This window comes from Streptomyces sp. NPDC127038 (genome assembly GCF_042725875.1).
In the GTDB taxonomy this organism is placed as follows: domain Bacteria; phylum Actinomycetota; class Actinomycetes; order Streptomycetales; family Streptomycetaceae; genus Streptomyces.
Genome location: NZ_JBHXDQ010000018.1, coordinates 33,097 through 48,377, shown reverse-complemented (window position 1 = coordinate 48,377; position 15,281 = coordinate 33,097). Strand labels below are relative to the sequence as shown.

18 protein-coding genes and 1 pseudogene are annotated in these 15,281 nt (G+C 69.3%); 12 read left to right on the top strand and 7 right to left on the bottom strand.

Going from position 1 to position 15,281, the window contains the following annotated elements:
* Positions 1-326 precede the first annotated feature (326 nt).
* The 7 genes from ACFWI4_RS15755 to ACFWI4_RS15725 all read left to right on the top strand — a co-directional run bounded on the left by ACFWI4_RS15755 (position 327) and on the right by ACFWI4_RS15725 (position 5,411).
* The gene (locus ACFWI4_RS15755; RefSeq protein ID WP_385406157.1) at positions 327-800 is read left to right on the top strand and encodes a flavin reductase family protein; all 474 of its coding nucleotides are present in this window, start codon (positions 327-329) and stop codon (positions 798-800) included.
* A gap of 38 nt (positions 801-838) precedes the next feature.
* On the top strand, positions 839-1,924 hold the full coding sequence (locus ACFWI4_RS15750; protein WP_387195887.1) for a ScbA/BarX family gamma-butyrolactone biosynthesis protein: 1,086 nt from the start codon (positions 839-841) through the stop codon (positions 1,922-1,924).
* Positions 1,925-2,008: 84 nt separating this feature from the next.
* On the top strand, positions 2,009-2,407 hold the full coding sequence (locus ACFWI4_RS15745) for a nuclear transport factor 2 family protein (RefSeq protein WP_387195884.1): 399 nt from the start codon (positions 2,009-2,011) through the stop codon (positions 2,405-2,407).
* Positions 2,408-2,531: 124 nt separating this feature from the next.
* The gene (locus ACFWI4_RS15740; RefSeq protein WP_387195881.1) at positions 2,532-3,461 is read left to right on the top strand and encodes a class I SAM-dependent methyltransferase; all 930 of its coding nucleotides are present in this window, start codon (positions 2,532-2,534) and stop codon (positions 3,459-3,461) included.
* 97 nt (positions 3,462-3,558) lie between these two features.
* Entirely contained in the window at positions 3,559-3,999 is a 441-nt protein-coding gene (locus tag ACFWI4_RS15735) for a MarR family winged helix-turn-helix transcriptional regulator (RefSeq protein ID WP_387195878.1), read from the top strand.
* 276 nt (positions 4,000-4,275) lie between these two features.
* The gene (locus ACFWI4_RS15730) at positions 4,276-4,842 is read left to right on the top strand and encodes an isochorismatase family cysteine hydrolase (protein ID WP_387195875.1); all 567 of its coding nucleotides are present in this window, start codon (positions 4,276-4,278) and stop codon (positions 4,840-4,842) included.
* On the top strand, positions 4,839-5,411 hold the full coding sequence (locus tag ACFWI4_RS15725; RefSeq protein WP_387195872.1) for a YbhB/YbcL family Raf kinase inhibitor-like protein: 573 nt from the start codon (positions 4,839-4,841) through the stop codon (positions 5,409-5,411). The genes ACFWI4_RS15730 and ACFWI4_RS15725 overlap by 4 nt, the downstream gene beginning before the upstream one ends.
* Positions 5,412-5,564: 153 nt before the next feature.
* On the opposite strand, the gene ACFWI4_RS15720 is transcribed toward ACFWI4_RS15725, so the two are convergent.
* Complete coding sequence (locus ACFWI4_RS15720; protein WP_387195869.1) at positions 5,565-6,083, bottom strand: DUF4265 domain-containing protein; 519 nt, start codon at positions 6,081-6,083, stop codon at positions 5,565-5,567.
* 61 nt (positions 6,084-6,144) lie between these two features.
* The gene (locus tag ACFWI4_RS15715; protein ID WP_387195866.1) at positions 6,145-6,987 is read right to left on the bottom strand and encodes a DUF3626 domain-containing protein; all 843 of its coding nucleotides are present in this window, start codon (positions 6,985-6,987) and stop codon (positions 6,145-6,147) included.
* 141 nt (positions 6,988-7,128) lie between these two features.
* On the opposite strand from ACFWI4_RS15715, the gene ACFWI4_RS15710 reads away from it, so the two are divergent.
* A complete protein-coding gene (locus ACFWI4_RS15710; protein ID WP_387195863.1) occupies positions 7,129-7,494 on the top strand; it encodes a signal peptidase I in 366 nt (121 codons plus the stop codon).
* A gap of 676 nt (positions 7,495-8,170) precedes the next feature.
* Positions 8,171-8,362, top strand: a pseudogene (locus ACFWI4_RS15705) (IS630 family transposase); the annotation flags it as partial.
* A 91-nt stretch (positions 8,363-8,453) separates the two neighbouring features.
* Here the strand turns inward: ACFWI4_RS15705 and ACFWI4_RS15700 are convergent.
* Positions 8,454-9,053 (bottom strand): TetR/AcrR family transcriptional regulator, encoded by a 600-nt coding sequence (locus ACFWI4_RS15700; RefSeq protein ID WP_387195860.1) that lies wholly within the window; start codon positions 9,051-9,053, stop codon positions 8,454-8,456.
* Between the two features lie 140 nt (positions 9,054-9,193).
* Here ACFWI4_RS15700 and ACFWI4_RS15695 point away from each other — a divergent pair, with 140 nt between their 5' ends.
* Positions 9,194-10,054 carry a class I SAM-dependent methyltransferase gene (locus tag ACFWI4_RS15695; RefSeq protein ID WP_387195857.1) on the top strand — a complete coding sequence of 287 codons (861 nt, stop codon included), beginning with the start codon at positions 9,194-9,196 and terminating at the stop codon, positions 10,052-10,054.
* Between the two features lie 49 nt (positions 10,055-10,103).
* Here the strand turns inward: ACFWI4_RS15695 and ACFWI4_RS15690 are convergent, their stop codons facing one another.
* The 4 genes from ACFWI4_RS15690 to ACFWI4_RS15675 all read right to left on the bottom strand — a co-directional run bounded on the left by ACFWI4_RS15690 (position 10,104) and on the right by ACFWI4_RS15675 (position 12,761).
* Positions 10,104-10,769 (bottom strand): DUF4328 domain-containing protein, encoded by a 666-nt coding sequence (locus tag ACFWI4_RS15690; protein WP_387195854.1) that lies wholly within the window; start codon positions 10,767-10,769, stop codon positions 10,104-10,106.
* 254 nt (positions 10,770-11,023) lie between these two features.
* Positions 11,024-11,695 carry a nitroreductase gene (locus ACFWI4_RS15685; RefSeq protein ID WP_387195851.1) on the bottom strand — a complete coding sequence of 224 codons (672 nt, stop codon included), beginning with the start codon at positions 11,693-11,695 and terminating at the stop codon, positions 11,024-11,026.
* 90 nt (positions 11,696-11,785) lie between these two features.
* Positions 11,786-12,187 carry a peptidoglycan-binding domain-containing protein gene (locus ACFWI4_RS15680; protein ID WP_387195848.1) on the bottom strand — a complete coding sequence of 134 codons (402 nt, stop codon included), beginning with the start codon at positions 12,185-12,187 and terminating at the stop codon, positions 11,786-11,788.
* A gap of 136 nt (positions 12,188-12,323) precedes the next feature.
* The gene (locus tag ACFWI4_RS15675) at positions 12,324-12,761 is read right to left on the bottom strand and encodes a peptidoglycan-binding protein (RefSeq protein WP_385406199.1); all 438 of its coding nucleotides are present in this window, start codon (positions 12,759-12,761) and stop codon (positions 12,324-12,326) included.
* A 599-nt stretch (positions 12,762-13,360) separates the two neighbouring features.
* Here ACFWI4_RS15675 and ACFWI4_RS15670 point away from each other — a divergent pair.
* Together ACFWI4_RS15670 and ACFWI4_RS15665 are read left to right on the top strand one after the other, a co-directional pair.
* Positions 13,361-13,873 (top strand): hypothetical protein, encoded by a 513-nt coding sequence (locus ACFWI4_RS15670; protein WP_387195845.1) that lies wholly within the window; start codon positions 13,361-13,363, stop codon positions 13,871-13,873.
* A gap of 280 nt (positions 13,874-14,153) precedes the next feature.
* Entirely contained in the window at positions 14,154-15,263 is a 1,110-nt protein-coding gene (locus tag ACFWI4_RS15665) for a phosphatidylinositol-specific phospholipase C domain-containing protein (protein ID WP_387195843.1), read from the top strand.
* The last annotated feature ends 18 nt before the right edge of the window (positions 15,264-15,281 follow it).

The window sequence follows — 15,281 nt, the reverse complement described above, 5'->3', positions numbered from 1 at the left end:
CCTGAGTCTCAGGCCTTTGTCCGTGGGATGACCGGACGTCGGCCTGTATCGCGCCGCACCGTGGGGACGGGGGCGGCGCACACCCCCGGGGGGGGGGGGGTGGCGCGGTGGGGGGGGGGGGGCCCCCCCCCCGCCCCCCCGCCGGCCCCCGGCCCGCCTCGACCTCGCCCCCGCCTTCGTCCTCGTAGGTCTTCTTCGTAGGTCTTCTTCGTAGGGCTTCTTCGCAGGTCTTCTTCGCAGGTCTTGCTCGTAAGTCTTCCTTGTCGGTCCTCTTCATCGTCTTCTTCGTCCGTCGGCGCCTAGCCGGTATTTCAGCGGGAGAGCACATGCTGGAGCAGCGTTCGTTTCGCAACATCCTGGGCCGGTTCACCACCGGGGTCGTCCTGGTCACCGCACAGACACCGGCGGGACCGGTGGGCATGGCCGTCAATTCCTTCACCTCCGTCTCCCTCGACCCGCCGCTGATCGCCCTGTGCGCGGCGTCCACGTCGACCACCTGGCCCGCGATCCGGGAGCAGGGAAGCTTCGCGGTGACCATCCTGGGCGGACAGCACGCACAGCTGTGCCGCACCTTCGCCACCAAGGGCGTCGACCGTTTCAGCGACAGCGCGTGGGACTTCACCAGCGCCGGGCACCCGATACCCGCGGACGGTCTGGGCTGGCTGGACTGCCGTATCACCACGGTCCACCAGGCCGGCGACCACGAACTGGTCATCGCCGACGCCCTAGAGGGCGCCATCACCGACGGCCAGGGCCCGCTGGTCTTCCACGCCGGACGCTTCGCCGAACTGATCGCCTGACCCCGGCCCGCCGCCGGCCACAAGAAGGGCAGACCCGCGTGTCTTTCGCCGACCCCCAGCCCGCGGTCCCGGCACCGGACCACACTCCCCGCCGCGGCGGGCCCTCCCACCGGCACACCCCGCCCCATGACCCCGACGCCCCCAGCCCCACCGCCGCTCCCGCGTCCGCCTCCGCCACCTCGGACGTGGTGGTCACCCACTGGCAGCGGACCGGCACCGACACCTACGCCGTCAGCGCCCAATGGCCCACGGCGAACACCTTCCACACGCCCATCGCCGACACCTGGCACGACCCCCTGCTGGCCGCCGAGTCCTTGAGAACGGCGTCGTTACTGGTCGGCCAGAACTACTACGGGATCCCCCGCGGCCACCGCTGGGTCGTCGACGAGCTGGACATCGAGGTCGTCCCGGCCGCTCTCCTGACCAGCCCCGGGCCGGCCGACATCCGACTCGAACTGGCCCGCACCCCCGACCCGGAACCGGACACGGACACGGACCTGGGGACGAGTGCGGGCGGGGGCGCGGACGCGGTCACAGCCTCTGGCGTCGAGGGCGGGGCCGGGACGGCCATGACCATGGAAGCCGAGCTCCTGCGCGACAACGACACCTTCGTCGGCGCCGGCCGCATCAGCCTCCACTACCTGCCACCCACCGCGCACGCCCAACCGCGCACGACCCGCCCCGGCTCGCCGAGACGCCCGCCCACCGGCCTGCCGCCCCTGCCCGAAGCCCTGCCACCACCCGTCGTGGGGCGTCTAAACTCCCGCGACGTGGTCCTCGCCTCCCCCACCACCCGCACCGGACCCGCCACGCACACCTGGCAACTGCGGATCGACCCCGCTCACCCCGCGCTCCGCGGCCACCTCGTCGACCACGTCCCCCCGATGCTGCTCCTGGAGGCCGCCCGCCAGGCCGCGCAAGCGGTCAACACGCCCTACCGCGTCCTCCCCATCGACATACGCGCCACCTACCACCACCCCGTGAAACTCCACACTCCGTGCACCATCACCGCGACCTCACTCCCCCGGCACGACGCCACGGACCACACGACGTTCCACATCACCGCCACACAGGACAACAACCCACATTTCACTACTGTCATCACCACAGCCCCCACGGACTGACAAGTCCCGGTCCCTTTGCTCACGACGACTTCAGGACCGCCACCACAGCCCGGCCCCCCAACCCCTCACTGTTACCGTCACGCCATGTCCAAGACCGAGATAGACGCACTGACCACCCAGTTCTTCGGCGCCTTCGACAACCGGGGTGGTACCCCCGCCGACGTGGACCGGATCCGTCAACTCCTGCTCCCCGGCGGCGTGATCGTCAAGACCGGCCCGGACTTCACCGTCTACACCGTGGACGAGTTCATCGAACCCCGCCGGCAACTCCTGGCCGACGGCCGCCTCGTCGAGTTCTCCGAGTGGGAAACCTCCGAGGAGACACTGACCACCGGAGACATCGCTTCTCGGACCAGCGAATACCGCAAGTCCGGAATCCTGGACGGCGAGCCGTTCGAGGGAGGCGGAACCAAGACCATCCAGTTCGTCCGCACCCCGCACGGCTGGCGCATCACGGCCGTCTCATGGCACGACCACCCCTGAGCGCAAACGGCCCGGCCGCGCCGCCAGTACCGTACGGCGATCAGCCCCGATCACCCGCCCGCCGAGATGCGCCGTCCGCCGCCGCCAGGGTCGGCCGGGCCGGGATCGGGTTGAATAGGGCCCCGTGAACGAGATCGAGCGAACGGCGAGCCGGACAGCGGTACTGGTGTGCCAGGGGCGGGCCGCGGCGGACGGGAGAGCCGCTGCCGGCCGGTTCTCGGATCCGGTGGCGGTGCGCCTGCTGCGCGCCGAGGAACGCGTACCCGTGGACCAGGTACGGACGGAATCGCCGCCGGAGGGCTGGCAGGCGCGGTCGCGGTACGAGAGCGTACGGGCCTGCGCCGAAGTGATGGTGCCGCGCACGGTCGCGATCGACGAGGCCCTGCGCGCCCGCGTGACCAGCCAGCTCGTGATTCTCGGAGCCGGTCTGGACACGCGCGCGTGGCGTCTGCCCGAGCTCGCGCGGACGGACGTGTGGGAGATCGACCATCCGGCCTCCCAGCGGGACAAGCGAGCCCGCCTCACCGAGGCCGCACAACAGGTCAGCGGGCCGGAGGAGGACGGCCGTCCCGTGGCCGAACTGCCCGCCGTCGCGCGTTCCGTGCGGTTCACGCCCGTCGACTTCTCCGTCGACGACCTCGGCGCGGCGCTCGACGGCGCCGGGCACGACCCCCGCGTACCGACGACATGGCTGTGGGAAGGCGTCGTCCCCTACCTCACGCGCGACGAGGTGCGCGCGACGGTGGCCGCGCTCGCCGCACGGACGGTCCCGGGCAGTGTCCTCGTCGTCAACTACCAGACGCCGTCCGCGAGGGCGTCCGCGGGCCGGTTGCTGACCCGGGTGATCGGCGGCGCCGTCACCTCGGGAGAACCGTGGCGCTCACTGTGGAAGCCTCGGCGGATGGCTGCTCTCCTCGCGGAGTACGGCCTGCGGGTCGTGTCCGACAACGACCTCCAGAGCCTCACACACGCCCACGGCGGCCCGGCCCGCGGACGGACGTCCCTGCGGTCGGGTCGCGTGGCCGTCGCCGAGAGCCCGGGCCGCGAGGACTGACCGGACGGGGACCGGTGTGCCTTGTCGCGCGCCGACGGCACCGGGGCGCAGGTCGGAACGATTTCACTAAGGCAGATTGATAAAGTAGCCTTAGTATATGAGCGATGACCTGCCCGCCGATCATGTCGCCTCGGCCCTGCTGGCCAGTATCAGCGTGCTGGTGCGGCGGGTGCGCCAAGTGCCCGTCGAAGGCGGACTCACGATGCCCGAACGGACGGCACTGTCGCACCTGGACCGCTCGGGCCCCACCACCTCCTCGGCGCTGGCCCGGGACGTACAGATCACCGCGCAGGCGATGGGGGCGACGCTCGCCGCGCTGCGGGCCCGTGGCCTGGTCGAGCGGCGTCCGGATCCCGGCGACGGCAGGCGGGCGGTACTGACCGTGACCGAGGCCGGTCTCCAGGCGCTGAGGGACAAGCGCAACGAGCGGGCCGAACTCATCGCCCGGACCCTGACCAACGGCTCGTTCACGCCGGCGGAACTGGAGCAACTGGCCGCGGTCGCACCGCTGCTGGAGAGACTGGCCCAGAGCATCTGACGCGCACGGTCCGACGAGGCGGAAGACCGACTCCCCAGGTGGCGCGCTCCGGACCGACGGCGGGCACGGAGCGACCCGGCTTCGCGCCGGACGGGTGGGCGAGGGACACCAGCGGTGAAGCCCCGACCGCGAACTCGGCCGCGACCCTGCCCGACACGTTTCCCGGCGCACCGGGCGCACAGGGCGGCCCCATCTCCGCCGCCAACTCCGAGACCACCACGGACCCGAGCCGGCGATCTGCCGGCCTCCACGGGAGAAATGAGCAGCACGAGCACCATGACACTGACAACGATCGACCCCTCGTCCGCGCTGGTCGTGATCGACCTGCAAAAGGGCATCGTCTCCGCCCAAGCCGGCAAGCCGGTCACGACCGCCGTGGAGCAGGCGACCCGACTGGCCGCCGCGTTCCGGCGGCATGGCCTGCCCGTGGTCCTGGTCAACGTCACCGGACGCGCGCCGGGACGCACCGAGACCGTACGGTCCGGAAACGGCTCCGTGCCGCCGTCGGACTGGGCCGATCTCGTCGACGAGCTCGACGTCCGGCCCACCGACCATCTGATCAGCAAGCGACGGCGCAGCGCGTTCCACGACACCGGGCTCGACACCCTCCTGCGGGACCTGGGCGTCACCCAGACCGTGCTGGCCGGGATCTCGACCAGTTCGGGCGTCGAGTCGACCGCACGCTCGGCCTCCGACCACGGCTATCACGTCGTCCTGGCCACGGATGCCATGTACGACCCCGATGCCGACTCCCACCGTCACAGCGTCGAACGCGTCTTCCCCAAGCTCGGCGAGACCGCCACCACCGACGAGGTCATCAAGATGATCGAGGCGACGCGATGACACTGCTCGGCCGACTTCTCAACAACCGCAGGGCGGGCGAGACCCACACGGCGTGGCGGCTGCCGAACCTCGAAGGCCCTGACACGCTGACCCTCACCAGCGAGGACTTCGGCGACGGTCAGGCCATGTCGCTGCGGCACTGCGCGAAGACCATCGGTGGCGACGACGTCTCCCCCCACCTGGCCTGGACCGCGCCACCGACCGGAACCGCTCAACTCCTGCTGGTCGTCGAGGACATTGACGTCCCTCTCGCCAAGCCCGCCGTGCACTGCCTCGCCCTGATCGACCCGGCAGCCGGCCACCTGGACCCGGGTGCCCTGGCGACGCGACGGCCCGCTTCGGGAGTGCGACTGCTACGGTCCACGATCGGGCGCGGATACCACGGCCCCGGCCCCATCAAGGGCCACGGCCCGCACCGCTACATCTTCGAACTGTTCGCCCTCGCGGCCCCGTTGGACAACACCCCCACCACAACACCCCCGGACCGAAAACGACCTCGCGCCCTCCTCCCCACCATCACCGCCCCTGTCCTGGCCCGCGGCCGACTGACAGGAACGTACGAACGCTGACCCCGGCGCGGAACGAGTCCGACGTACTGCCGGCTGTGGAGGCGTGCGTCGGTGACGTGCTTGTCCCGCCGGATGACGTAGCGGCGGATCACGCTGCCTTGCTCTTTGTGGCTGGCGTGGTCGGTGCCGTCGAGGGTGAGTAGTGCAGGTCGGTCAGATGCCGAGCGATTCACCGGACGCGCCCTGGTCCGAGTCCGTAGCCGTCCAGGCCGCAGTGATGCACCCCTCCTCCCACTGCCACCATTCCTCGGCTTCGCCGTGCTCCAGCAGCCGGCGGATCCGCGGAAGGTCCGCCGTCGGCGGGACGTCCAGCGCGACCATCCGGAACTGCTCGATGCCCTCACCCGTCGTACCGAACCGATGAAAGCTGTCCAGCACGGTCTGTCTGGCCGCCGCGGAACCTCCGTCCCTCAGCACGATCAACCGGACGGTGCAGTTGCCCGAGGCACGAACGGTCTCCTCGGCCCACCTCAGGCCCTCGTCGTCGGTCTCGACCTTGACGATGTCGCCGCTCGCGACCCCGCGGACGAACCACGGGGTGTTGTCCAAGCGCACGGTCCCATCGCCCAGGTCCACGGCCCACAGGCTCTCGACCGGCACCGGAGGCCAGCCGTCCTCGTCCACCTCCATTCGGAAGTGAACCTTCACGTGGGCATCGCCGATGTCGCTCATCGCGCCATCATCCATGACGCCTGACCTGCACGGAAGCGTCGAGATCACGGCCGGATCATGGTCAACTCCGAGGCGGGGCGCCGAAGCGTGCCAAGCAGTGCCAGACCTTCTTGAGCGCCTGCGCGTCGTAGCAGCCTGTGCGGGCGGCCCTGCCGATCGCCCAGGGATCCAGACAGCCGTCGACCGCGATCTCGGCACCCAGGTCGACGTACTCCTGACCCCGGTACTCAGGGTGTCGCCGCAGATGCTCCACGGTCAGCCGGAAACCTGGGTGCCACTCGACCGGGCACGGAAGCCGGCGGGCCGCCTCCTCCACCTCCGTGCCGCGGTAACTGGGATCCAGAACCAAGGCCTCGACGTCCCGGTCGAATCTGACGGATCCGTGCACGTGAGCCTCGATGTGCCCGTCCAGGGCGTCCAGCCCGTCGGCCTCGGCTATGCCGATGAGTGCGAAGCGGGACGCCACAGCAAAGGCCGTGGGCTCCGTCGAGCTGTCCGGATAGCAGAAGGTCGCGCGTTCGAGGGTGTCGGTGGTGAGCCGGAAATGCGAGGAGCCGAACCTAGGCGCCCCGCCGACCTGCGAGTCGCGGTGGTTCAGCGCCCCGTAGACCGGGCGCTCCCTGGCCGCCGCGTGATCGTACGCGCCGCCGAAGATGCGACTCTCCCAGCGCCACCGGTCTCCGCCCGGATGGGCGGTCAGGCCACCATTGCTGGTGCCGGTCACGAACTGTGAGTAGTAGAAGCCGTCTTCCCTCATCCGATCAAGAAGGAGCCGATCACCCATGCGGTCAGGGTGAAAGTTCATGGTCACCTTCAGCTCGGGAGCGAGAGGGGTTCCGAACGACCGCGCTGCCACGTGCCGCAGGGCCGTGCGGTGAGGTGACCGGGGAGTGTCAGCGACCATCCACGCAGTCTGTACGAACCTGAACGCTCGCCACACGCGAGTTTCGACTTGGGCCTCCCCTCGGCTCGGCGGCGACATCATGCCCGTACAGGGGGCGCTCCCACCCTCGCGCGGAGGTGCGTGGCTGCTACCTTCCGGGTCATGACCGACCGTGTGTACGTGGGCAATGCGGGCAGCGACGCGGCACTGGACCGGGGGTGGCTACTGGGGCACTTCAAGGACGCATCCGACCCTCGGCACAGCGAGGCCGTGGAGATCAAATGGGGCGTCCACCCGAAGGGCGACGAGCGAGCCCTCTGGGTGACGGGCGAAGAGCGCACCGCCCTGCTGGTGCTCATCAGCGGACGCTTCCGGGTCGAACTCCCCGGCCGCAGCGTCCTGTTGGCTGAGCAAGGTGACTACGTCGTGTGGGGCCGGGGCGTCGATCACTCCTGGTTCGCGGAGGAGGAGTCGGTGGTCCTGACGGTCCGCTGGCCCTCCGTTCCCGGCTACAAGGCATCGCCGTGATCCGCGCGTTTGCGGCCGGGCCGATCACCTGGGGATGTCGACCGGCACGGCATGTATGTCGTTCGCCGACCGCCGCTGCCGTTTGTCTCCCGGTAGCCCAAGCCCAAGGTCGTTCGGCCCACCTAGTGCCGTATCAGGCAACGTTCGCCTCTTCGGGCGTCGACTGGCAGTCGGCCAGACGCCCGCATTGACTCGTAGGAGCGGCACTGCGTCGGCCAGTCCTCACGTAGGGTGCGCGGGTGTTCAATCGGCTTGAGGTCAGCATGTTGCCACCTGGACCCCGTTGGGCTGCCCAGTTGTCTTTCCGGATCGACGGCGAGGAAGTGGTGGCTGCGGCGATCGGAGAAGGAGGCCGCGGCCCGTTTGTCGAGGAGATGTTGCCGGCCGAGGGCCGGGGGCCACTCTGGGCGACCAGCGAGGGACGTCGTGTAGTACTGGGTGAGCCCGAGTGCACGGGCGGATGCTGTGGCTACCTGTCTGTGTTCGTGCAGCGTCACGGTGGGATCGTGGAGTGGTCCGACTGGCAGGGACCCGTTGATGCGGCGCACCCTCCCGGTTTTCACTTCGACGCCGATCAGTACGACGCCGAACTAACCCGCGCGCTCACAATGTTTGCATCGTAACCGTCCGCCGCGCGGGTGGTTCCCTGCGCGGTGGGCCGGGCCAGGATGATCACGTGGCTGGACATGTGCAGGCCCGTAGGATCGATGACGACGAGGGCAGGCGGCCGCTCCGGATCGTCCGCAGGGGCACCGGGTCGGTGGTGACCTGTCGGCGGGCTCAGATGGCACTGTTGCCCGCGCAGGGCACGCCGGTGGCGAGGATCGCCGAGGTGTCATTCACCAGCCACGACCGGGTCCGGGACATGAGCCGCCGCTGCAGCATCCGACGAAACCGCCATGCCGACGACCGGCGCCTACGCGCCGTCGTCGACAGGGCGAACGTTGCCCGATGCGGCACTAGCGGCCGTCGTCCGGGGTGGGCACCAGGGCCGTGACCAGTCGGCGGATCAGGGCGGGGCCGTCCTGCGGTTGTGGGCCCGGGTGCATGAGGAGGTGGTGGACCGTGCCGGTCAGGGCGAGCGCTAGCATGGGGCAGTCGGCGTCCGGGGCCACGCGGCCCAGTCGCTGTTCGGCCTGTAGGTAGCGGGTCATCGCGTCTTCGACGGCTCCCGGCCCGGGCGCGCCGTCGGCCCACGACCGGGCCACTCGCCGAGCGACCTCGTTGCGGGAGACGGCGGCCGCGGCGATGGCGGGGCCGTTCGCTCCGAGCATCGCGAGCGCCGCGACGGTGAGGTTCTCGTGCACAGTGCCGGTGCCCGCCCGGTCGGGCAGCGGGTCCACCTCCGCGGCGATCCGGGCGAACCGGTCCAGCACGAGCTGTGCCACGAAATCGTCCAGGTCGGTGAAGTGGTTGTAGAGCAGCCCCTTCGCGCAGCCCGCCTCCTCGGTCACGGACCGGTTGTTCAGTCCGGCCGTGCCCTCCCGCGCCAGCACGCGCTCCGCCGCGGCGAAGAGCCGCTCCCTGACGTCGGGGATCGCTACTCCGCGTGGTGACATCGGTTCCTCCCGTTCGCCGTCCGGCGGTCGACTTATCGACACTTCGCCAGATCGCCCTGTCGACACTTGCCAGTATGGGCAAACGCTCATACCTTGGTATGGGCAGACGCCCATACTAGCTCCCCGGCAGGAGTCATCTCATGCGCGAGCTCGTCAACACCGCACAGTCCCAGGCCTGGAACGGCGACGAGGGCCGACACTGGAGCGATCACCACGACCGCTGGAACGCCATCAACGAAGGGTTCAACGGTCCCCTGCTCGCCGCGGCCGGGATCGGCCCCGCGGACCGCGTACTCGACGTCGGCTGCGGGGCAGGCCAGACCACGCGACTGGCCGCCCGCGCCGCGGCCCGGGGATCGGCTCTGGGTCTGGATCTGTCCAATCCCATGCTCGACCGGGCGCGCCTGCTGGCCGCGGAGGAGGGCCTGAGCAACATCGGCTTCGAGCAGGGCGACGCCCAGGTGCATCCCTTGGCGGAGGCCGCCTTCGACGTGGCCATGAGCCGCTTCGGGATCATGTTCTTCGCGGATCCGACGGCCGCGTTCGGCAACATCGCCCGCGCGCTGCGTCCCGGCGGACGGCTCGCGTTCGTGTGCATGGCCGATCCGGCCCGCTGCGAGTGGGTGCAGGCGTACGGGGCGGTGAGCGCGGCCCTGCCTTCCGTGCCGCAGGCGTCCGGTGACTCGGCGGGCCCGGGCATGTTCTCGCTGGCCGACCCGGCGACCGTACGGCTGGTTCTCGGCAAGGCCGGCTTCGACGACGTACGCACCGAAGCGGTGGACGCACTCGGCAACTTCGGGCCCAACGCCGACGCCGCGGCCGAGCACCTGCTGGGGTCCGGGCCGGGGCGGCATCTGGTGGAGCTTCTCGACTCCGCGGGCGACGGGGAGGCGGCGCAGCGCGTACGGTCCGCTCTCCGCGCCGCCCTCGCCCCGTACGAGCGGGCGGCCGGCGTACATATGCGGACGGCAGCGTGGCTGGTCACGGCCGTCCGTCAGTGACATCGGCGCCGGCGCGGGACATCGGCACCGGCCGGGGATCAGCTCCAGATCACCCGAGTGCGGAAACCCCGTTGTCCATCGGTGGAACCACAACGGACGCCTCCGCCTTGGCGCGCTCCAGCCTGCGAACGAGCTGCCAGACCACGGTGACCGACAGCACGACGGCACAGATGTGCAGGGACTCGCCGATCATCAGCTGTCGCAGGGCATGACGCGCCTGGTCCACGTCGGCCGCCTTCTTCAGATCGTCGACGGCATGGCCGTACGCGTTGGCCGCGGCCAGGACAGCCAGCCACCACGCCGTGAGCAGCGGATGTCCACGGCGGCGGCGACCCTCCGGCCGGGAGGCGGCCCAAAGGTCGTTGACGAACATCTTGGGAACGAAGAGCTGCGCCACGGGCAGGACCCAGCCGAAGACCAGCCACGCCCTGCGCCGACGTTGGCCCTCCGGCCAGAGCGTCTCCGCGACGTCACGCATATCGGCGAGCCAGACGCTGAACTGAAGCAGGGACAGCAACAGCAATCCCGTCTGCCAGCCCAGCAGGTTCCTGAAGTAGACGTCGGCCTCGACGAACGGGTTGTTGACGAAGGGCCTCGGTGGCGACGCTCCCGCCAGCAACCGGTACTTGTACCAGGACGTCAGCACGAGAGCCAGACTCACGAGGCCGAACGCGATCAGGGCCCCACTCGCAAGCCGGGCCTGCCAGCGCGGCAAGCGCACCGCTCCTACCACCACGCACCCCCTCCGGAAGCCACCTGTTCGGACTTCCCGCAGGTCAGCAGCGGATCATACCTTTCGTTCGAACCGACGCCACAGCCGCACCCGAGCGAGCAAAACACACTTCGCCGACCGCGTCACACGGTCACTGGACTGAAGGCAACAGGACGCCACCCGACTCGCTCGAGCACTCTGTTCCCGCCAAGCCGGCGGGCTCTACCTGCTGCGGAGTATCGCCTCGTAAGCAACTGTCACTCCGCACCACCGACGAAACTCACCGTTTCCGTCAAATCCGCCCGCCCGGTGCGCAGTCGTGGTGCGTCCTTCTTCTCGAATCCCACCGCGACACCGCAGAGCAGCACGAGATCGTCGTCCGCCCCGACCACCTGGCCGACGGTCTTGCGGAACATCGTCCACATCACCTGGGGGCAACTGTGCAGCCCTTCCGCCCTCAGCAACAGCATGACCGTCTGCAGATACATGCCCGCGTCCGCCCATTGCCCGGGCCCCATCGTCCGGTCGAGGTAGCAGAACAGCACGACCGGTGCCCCGAACGCCTCCGCGTTCAAGGTGGCGATCTTCTTGGGCCTGCCGGGGTCGTCGCGCTCGATTCCCAGCGATGTGTAGCGCTGGGCAGCCGCGGCCGCGAAGCGGTCCAGATACGGTGAGGTCAACTCGGCCGGGTACATCGGATATTCACGCTCGTCACCTGGATCTCCCGCCCGCGCCCTGGCCGTCGCTCGCCGCTTCAGTTCGGCCAAGGGCTCGCCGGTCACGACGTACAGGTGCCAGGGCTGGAGGTTCCCGCTCGACGGTGCCCGCGTCGCCGCGGTCAGTACGCGTTCGAGCACCTCCCTGGACACCGGTTCATCGCTGAACGCCCGTACCGCGCGGCGGCTGTCCACCGCTTCGTACACATCCACGTCGTACCGTCCTTCTCCGCGACATCGCCACCGGATACGACAAGACCACCACCTCGTACGAGGTGGTGGTCAACTGGCGTCGTTTCCGGGTCAGAAGCCCGCAGGAGTCGGCAGGTAGTCGAAGCAGTAGCCGTGTCCGGCGTAGATGTCCGTCGCGTCGTAGTTCAGCAGGCCGCGTCCGGTCAGGGGGCCCACGACGCCGTCGGCCGGGCCGCTGTTGTCGGTGTTGGCCTGGAAGTCGTACACCGCGTCCCTGGTCTGCCGGCCCCAGACGCTGTCCTCCGCGATGGCGGCACTGCCGGCGCGTCGGCGGTAGTCGTTGACGAGGTGCTGCACGCACCACACGGCGTGGGCGTTCTTGCTGTGGCCGTCACCGACGTACGACGCCCCGACGACCGCCGAGGCAGGACCGGCCGAAAGGCTCATGACGGCAACGGCGGCAGCGGCACCGCACACCACTCGGCCGAGGAAGTTCTTCGCATCGCGGGACATCTGAGTCACTCTCACTTACGGAACAGTTGGGTGAAGCCAGGATCGAGAGGCTCCCGCCCTGAAGGCGGATTCCTGCTCGGAAATGCGGCCCTCGCCCGGGGACTTGATCCCCCGTCTCCCCGGGCGGGGGAGATCATCAGTGAGCGTGCGCGTCGTACAGGGTGGTGCAGTGGTTGCTGGCCTCCAGGGTCATCCAGTGCCACTTGATCTTGTCGCGGGTCTGCGGTCCGTAGACACCGTCGGCGTCGATGCCGAGCGACCTCTGCACGCTGGCGAGGGCGGCCGCCGTCCTGGGACCGAACTTGCCGTCGATCGTGCCGAGGTCCTGGCCGTAGCAGTAGTTCAGGGTCTCCTGGAGGTAGTACACCTGCCGGCCGCTGGCGCCGGAGCGCAGGGAGCAGAAGTTGCTGCCGTCGGCGCCGACCGGGTACTTCGCGTAGAAGTCGCCGCTGTAGTAGATGGTGTAGTCGGTGCAGCTCGGCATGGCGGCCTGCGCGGCCGGGCCGAGCGTGAACAGTCCGGCGGTGATGGCGGCGGCCGCGCCGACGGTGGCGAGCGTGCGCTTGAACTTCATGATGGGTGGTCCCCCGTGATGCGGTCCGCGTGCGGGTCGAGGCAAGCGGACGGTGAACGGATCCGGAGGGACGGCGAGTTGCCGTCCGACGCCGAAAAACGTAACAGCGCTCCGGCGCCTCTCTCGCGCATCCGCACGGCGTCCCACGCCCGGCGGACGTCCCGGGAAGCGCCGGTACGAGGGGCTCTTCGGGCCTGCGTACGCCTGCTCCGCAAGGGATTCCGCCGTCCCACGGACAGTTCCACGGACCATGAGCCAGGGCCCCGTCCCACGGTGTCCCGCATGCGTCCCAAGGTGTCCCATGACGTCCCAACTCGTTCCACGACCATCCCGAGGTACGTCCGGAGCGCCGCCAAGTGACTCCCGGTCGCCGCCCGAGCGCCGCCAAGTGACTCCCGAGCGACTCCCGGGGCACTCCCGAGCAACCCCCAACTACCCCCGAGCACCTCGCAAGCGCCCCCGAGGTACGTCCACGCGCACCCCACCAGGTGTCACGCCGGACGCCTCTCGCCAGGCACCGCCACGACTCGGCCGCCGACTGTCGGAGGCCGCCGCTAGGATTCCGGGAATTGGGGCGGGACGACGAACGGAACCACGGCATGGGCTACAAGAACGAGGCTCAGATCATGCAGGCGCTGGAGATCGACTCCTGGAGGCACCTCTCCAAGGACAAGATGATCAGGTTCGCCGCGATGATGCCCGACATGGACACCGAAGTCGCCCTGAAGATCGTCGAGCAGTTCCCCGCGTTCAAGGACTTCGCCATGGACGCCGTGAACGCGATGGAGAAGCGGCACGAGTCCACGCTCTCGGCCAACAAGCAGAGCCAGGAGCACGTCCATCGCGCCTTCCAGGAGATCCGGCAGATCCTCAAGAACGAGCTCGACAAGGACTACTTGACCTGGGAGGAGAAGAAGTTCCTCATCGAGCAGATCCAGGAGACCGGACGGCTGGAGTTCCAGAAGGACACCGAGAACAAGCGCTTCCTGGACGGGATGTTCAAGAAAGTCATGATCGGCGCCGGTGCCGCGCTCGCCCTGGGTGTGGTCTTCGTCGGCGGAAAGATCATGGCCGAAAGCAAGGACAGTCCCGAAGAGTCCGAGGAGGACTGACCTCGGAGTCCTCCGCGGGGCAACCGGGCGGCTCCCACGACGGCTTCGTCCCGTTCGTCCGGCGCCCCGCGTGCTGCGCCGGCCGGTCCCGGGGCGCTGCGCCCACGCGCTCGCGCCCTCCCGCTCTCCCGCAGGGGAACCAGCGTCCGACGTCCGGAGAAGATCGGCCGGATTCGTAGCTGACAGCAGGATTCTCGATCGCGTTACGTGTCATGTCTCCGTCGATTCACGTGCGACCGTCACCGTCCAGGCGGAGATTCACCCCCACGATGGAGGACCCGTGACCGGCCCGACGAACCGCCGTAGATTTTCCCTCCGCCCCCTCGCGGTCCCGCGCACCGCGCTGCTCGGCGCCCTGAGTCTCGCCCTGGCGATCGGCGCAGCCGGAGCCGGAGGCGCCACCGCCTCCGCCTCGGCCGACGACACGAACTCGCTCCAGCTGTCCGGCACCACCACGTCCGGAATTCACAACACGTACGACCCCGGTGCGTTCACCTATCTCGCGCAGGGGCTCGACACCGGTACCTCGATGATCGAGCTGGACGTCTGGGACGACGTCTTCACCCAGGAGTGGAAGGTCAGCCACAGCAGCCTGACCAGCAACAGCAACAACTGTGTCAACGCCTCCTCGGCCGCCGATCTGTACACCGGCGGGGCGAACAAGGATCTGGAGAGCTGCCTGGACGACGTCCGCGTGTGGCTCGGCGCGCATCCGGGTCACGGGCCGCTGATCATCAAGCTGGAGATGAAGGCCGGTTTCCAGGCCAATCTCGGGATGAGCCCGGCCAAGCTGGACCAGTCGATCAGCGCGCACCTGGGCAGCCTGGTCTACAAGCCGAACGACCTGCTGAACAAGCCCGGCGGCGGCCAGTACGCCACCCTCGACGACGCGGCCAGGGCGGGGAACTGGCCGACCCGGGCGCAGCTGGCGGGCAAGGTGCTGCTGGAGGTCATCCCCGGCACGGTCGAGGAGGGTAACCCGACCGACAGCCTGTGGACGGACAAGGAGTACGCGACCTACCTGCGCAACCTGCACAGCGCGGGTACGACCGCGCAGGCGAACATCTTCCCCTCGGTCCACAACGCCGCGTCGGGAGACCCGCGCACCCGTTACTCGGACACGACGCTGCGGCCGTGGTTCGTCGCCTTCGACGGTGACGCGTCCGCGTACGTCAACAACGGCATCGACACGAGCTGGTACGACACCAATCACTACCTGCTGTTCATGACGGACTCGCAGAACGTGTCGCCGGCCCTCGACGACGTCAGCCCTTCGGCGTCGGATGCGTCGGCTCGGGTCGCGCTGCTGGCCAAGGCGCACGCCACGGTCGCGTCGAACGACTGGCGCGGCCTGCCGGACGTCCAGTCTCTGGTCCTGCCCCGCGGCTGATCAAGGGCTGTTCCACCG

Excerpts from the sequence above, each read along its gene's own strand:
- ACFWI4_RS15755 (WP_385406157.1), top strand. The coding sequence starts at position 327 with ATGCTGGAGCAGCGTTCGTTTCGCAACATCCTGGGCCGGTTCACCACC.
- ACFWI4_RS15745 (WP_387195884.1), top strand. The coding sequence starts at position 2,009 with ATGTCCAAGACCGAGATAGACGCACTGACCACCCAGTTCTTCGGCGCC.
- ACFWI4_RS15735 (WP_387195878.1), top strand. The coding sequence starts at position 3,559 with ATGAGCGATGACCTGCCCGCCGATCATGTCGCCTCGGCCCTGCTGGCC.
- ACFWI4_RS15730 (WP_387195875.1), top strand. The coding sequence starts at position 4,276 with ATGACACTGACAACGATCGACCCCTCGTCCGCGCTGGTCGTGATCGAC.
- ACFWI4_RS15725 (WP_387195872.1), top strand. The coding sequence starts at position 4,839 with ATGACACTGCTCGGCCGACTTCTCAACAACCGCAGGGCGGGCGAGACC.
- ACFWI4_RS15720 (WP_387195869.1), bottom strand. The coding sequence starts at position 6,083 with ATGAGCGACATCGGCGATGCCCACGTGAAGGTTCACTTCCGAATGGAG.
- ACFWI4_RS15715 (WP_387195866.1), bottom strand. The coding sequence starts at position 6,987 with ATGGTCGCTGACACTCCCCGGTCACCTCACCGCACGGCCCTGCGGCAC.
- ACFWI4_RS15710 (WP_387195863.1), top strand. The coding sequence starts at position 7,129 with ATGACCGACCGTGTGTACGTGGGCAATGCGGGCAGCGACGCGGCACTG.
- ACFWI4_RS15700 (WP_387195860.1), bottom strand. The coding sequence starts at position 9,053 with ATGTCACCACGCGGAGTAGCGATCCCCGACGTCAGGGAGCGGCTCTTC.
- ACFWI4_RS15695 (WP_387195857.1), top strand. The coding sequence starts at position 9,194 with ATGCGCGAGCTCGTCAACACCGCACAGTCCCAGGCCTGGAACGGCGAC.
- ACFWI4_RS15680 (WP_387195848.1), bottom strand. The coding sequence starts at position 12,187 with ATGTCCCGCGATGCGAAGAACTTCCTCGGCCGAGTGGTGTGCGGTGCC.
- ACFWI4_RS15675 (WP_385406199.1), bottom strand. The coding sequence starts at position 12,761 with ATGAAGTTCAAGCGCACGCTCGCCACCGTCGGCGCGGCCGCCGCCATC.
- ACFWI4_RS15670 (WP_387195845.1), top strand. The coding sequence starts at position 13,361 with ATGGGCTACAAGAACGAGGCTCAGATCATGCAGGCGCTGGAGATCGAC.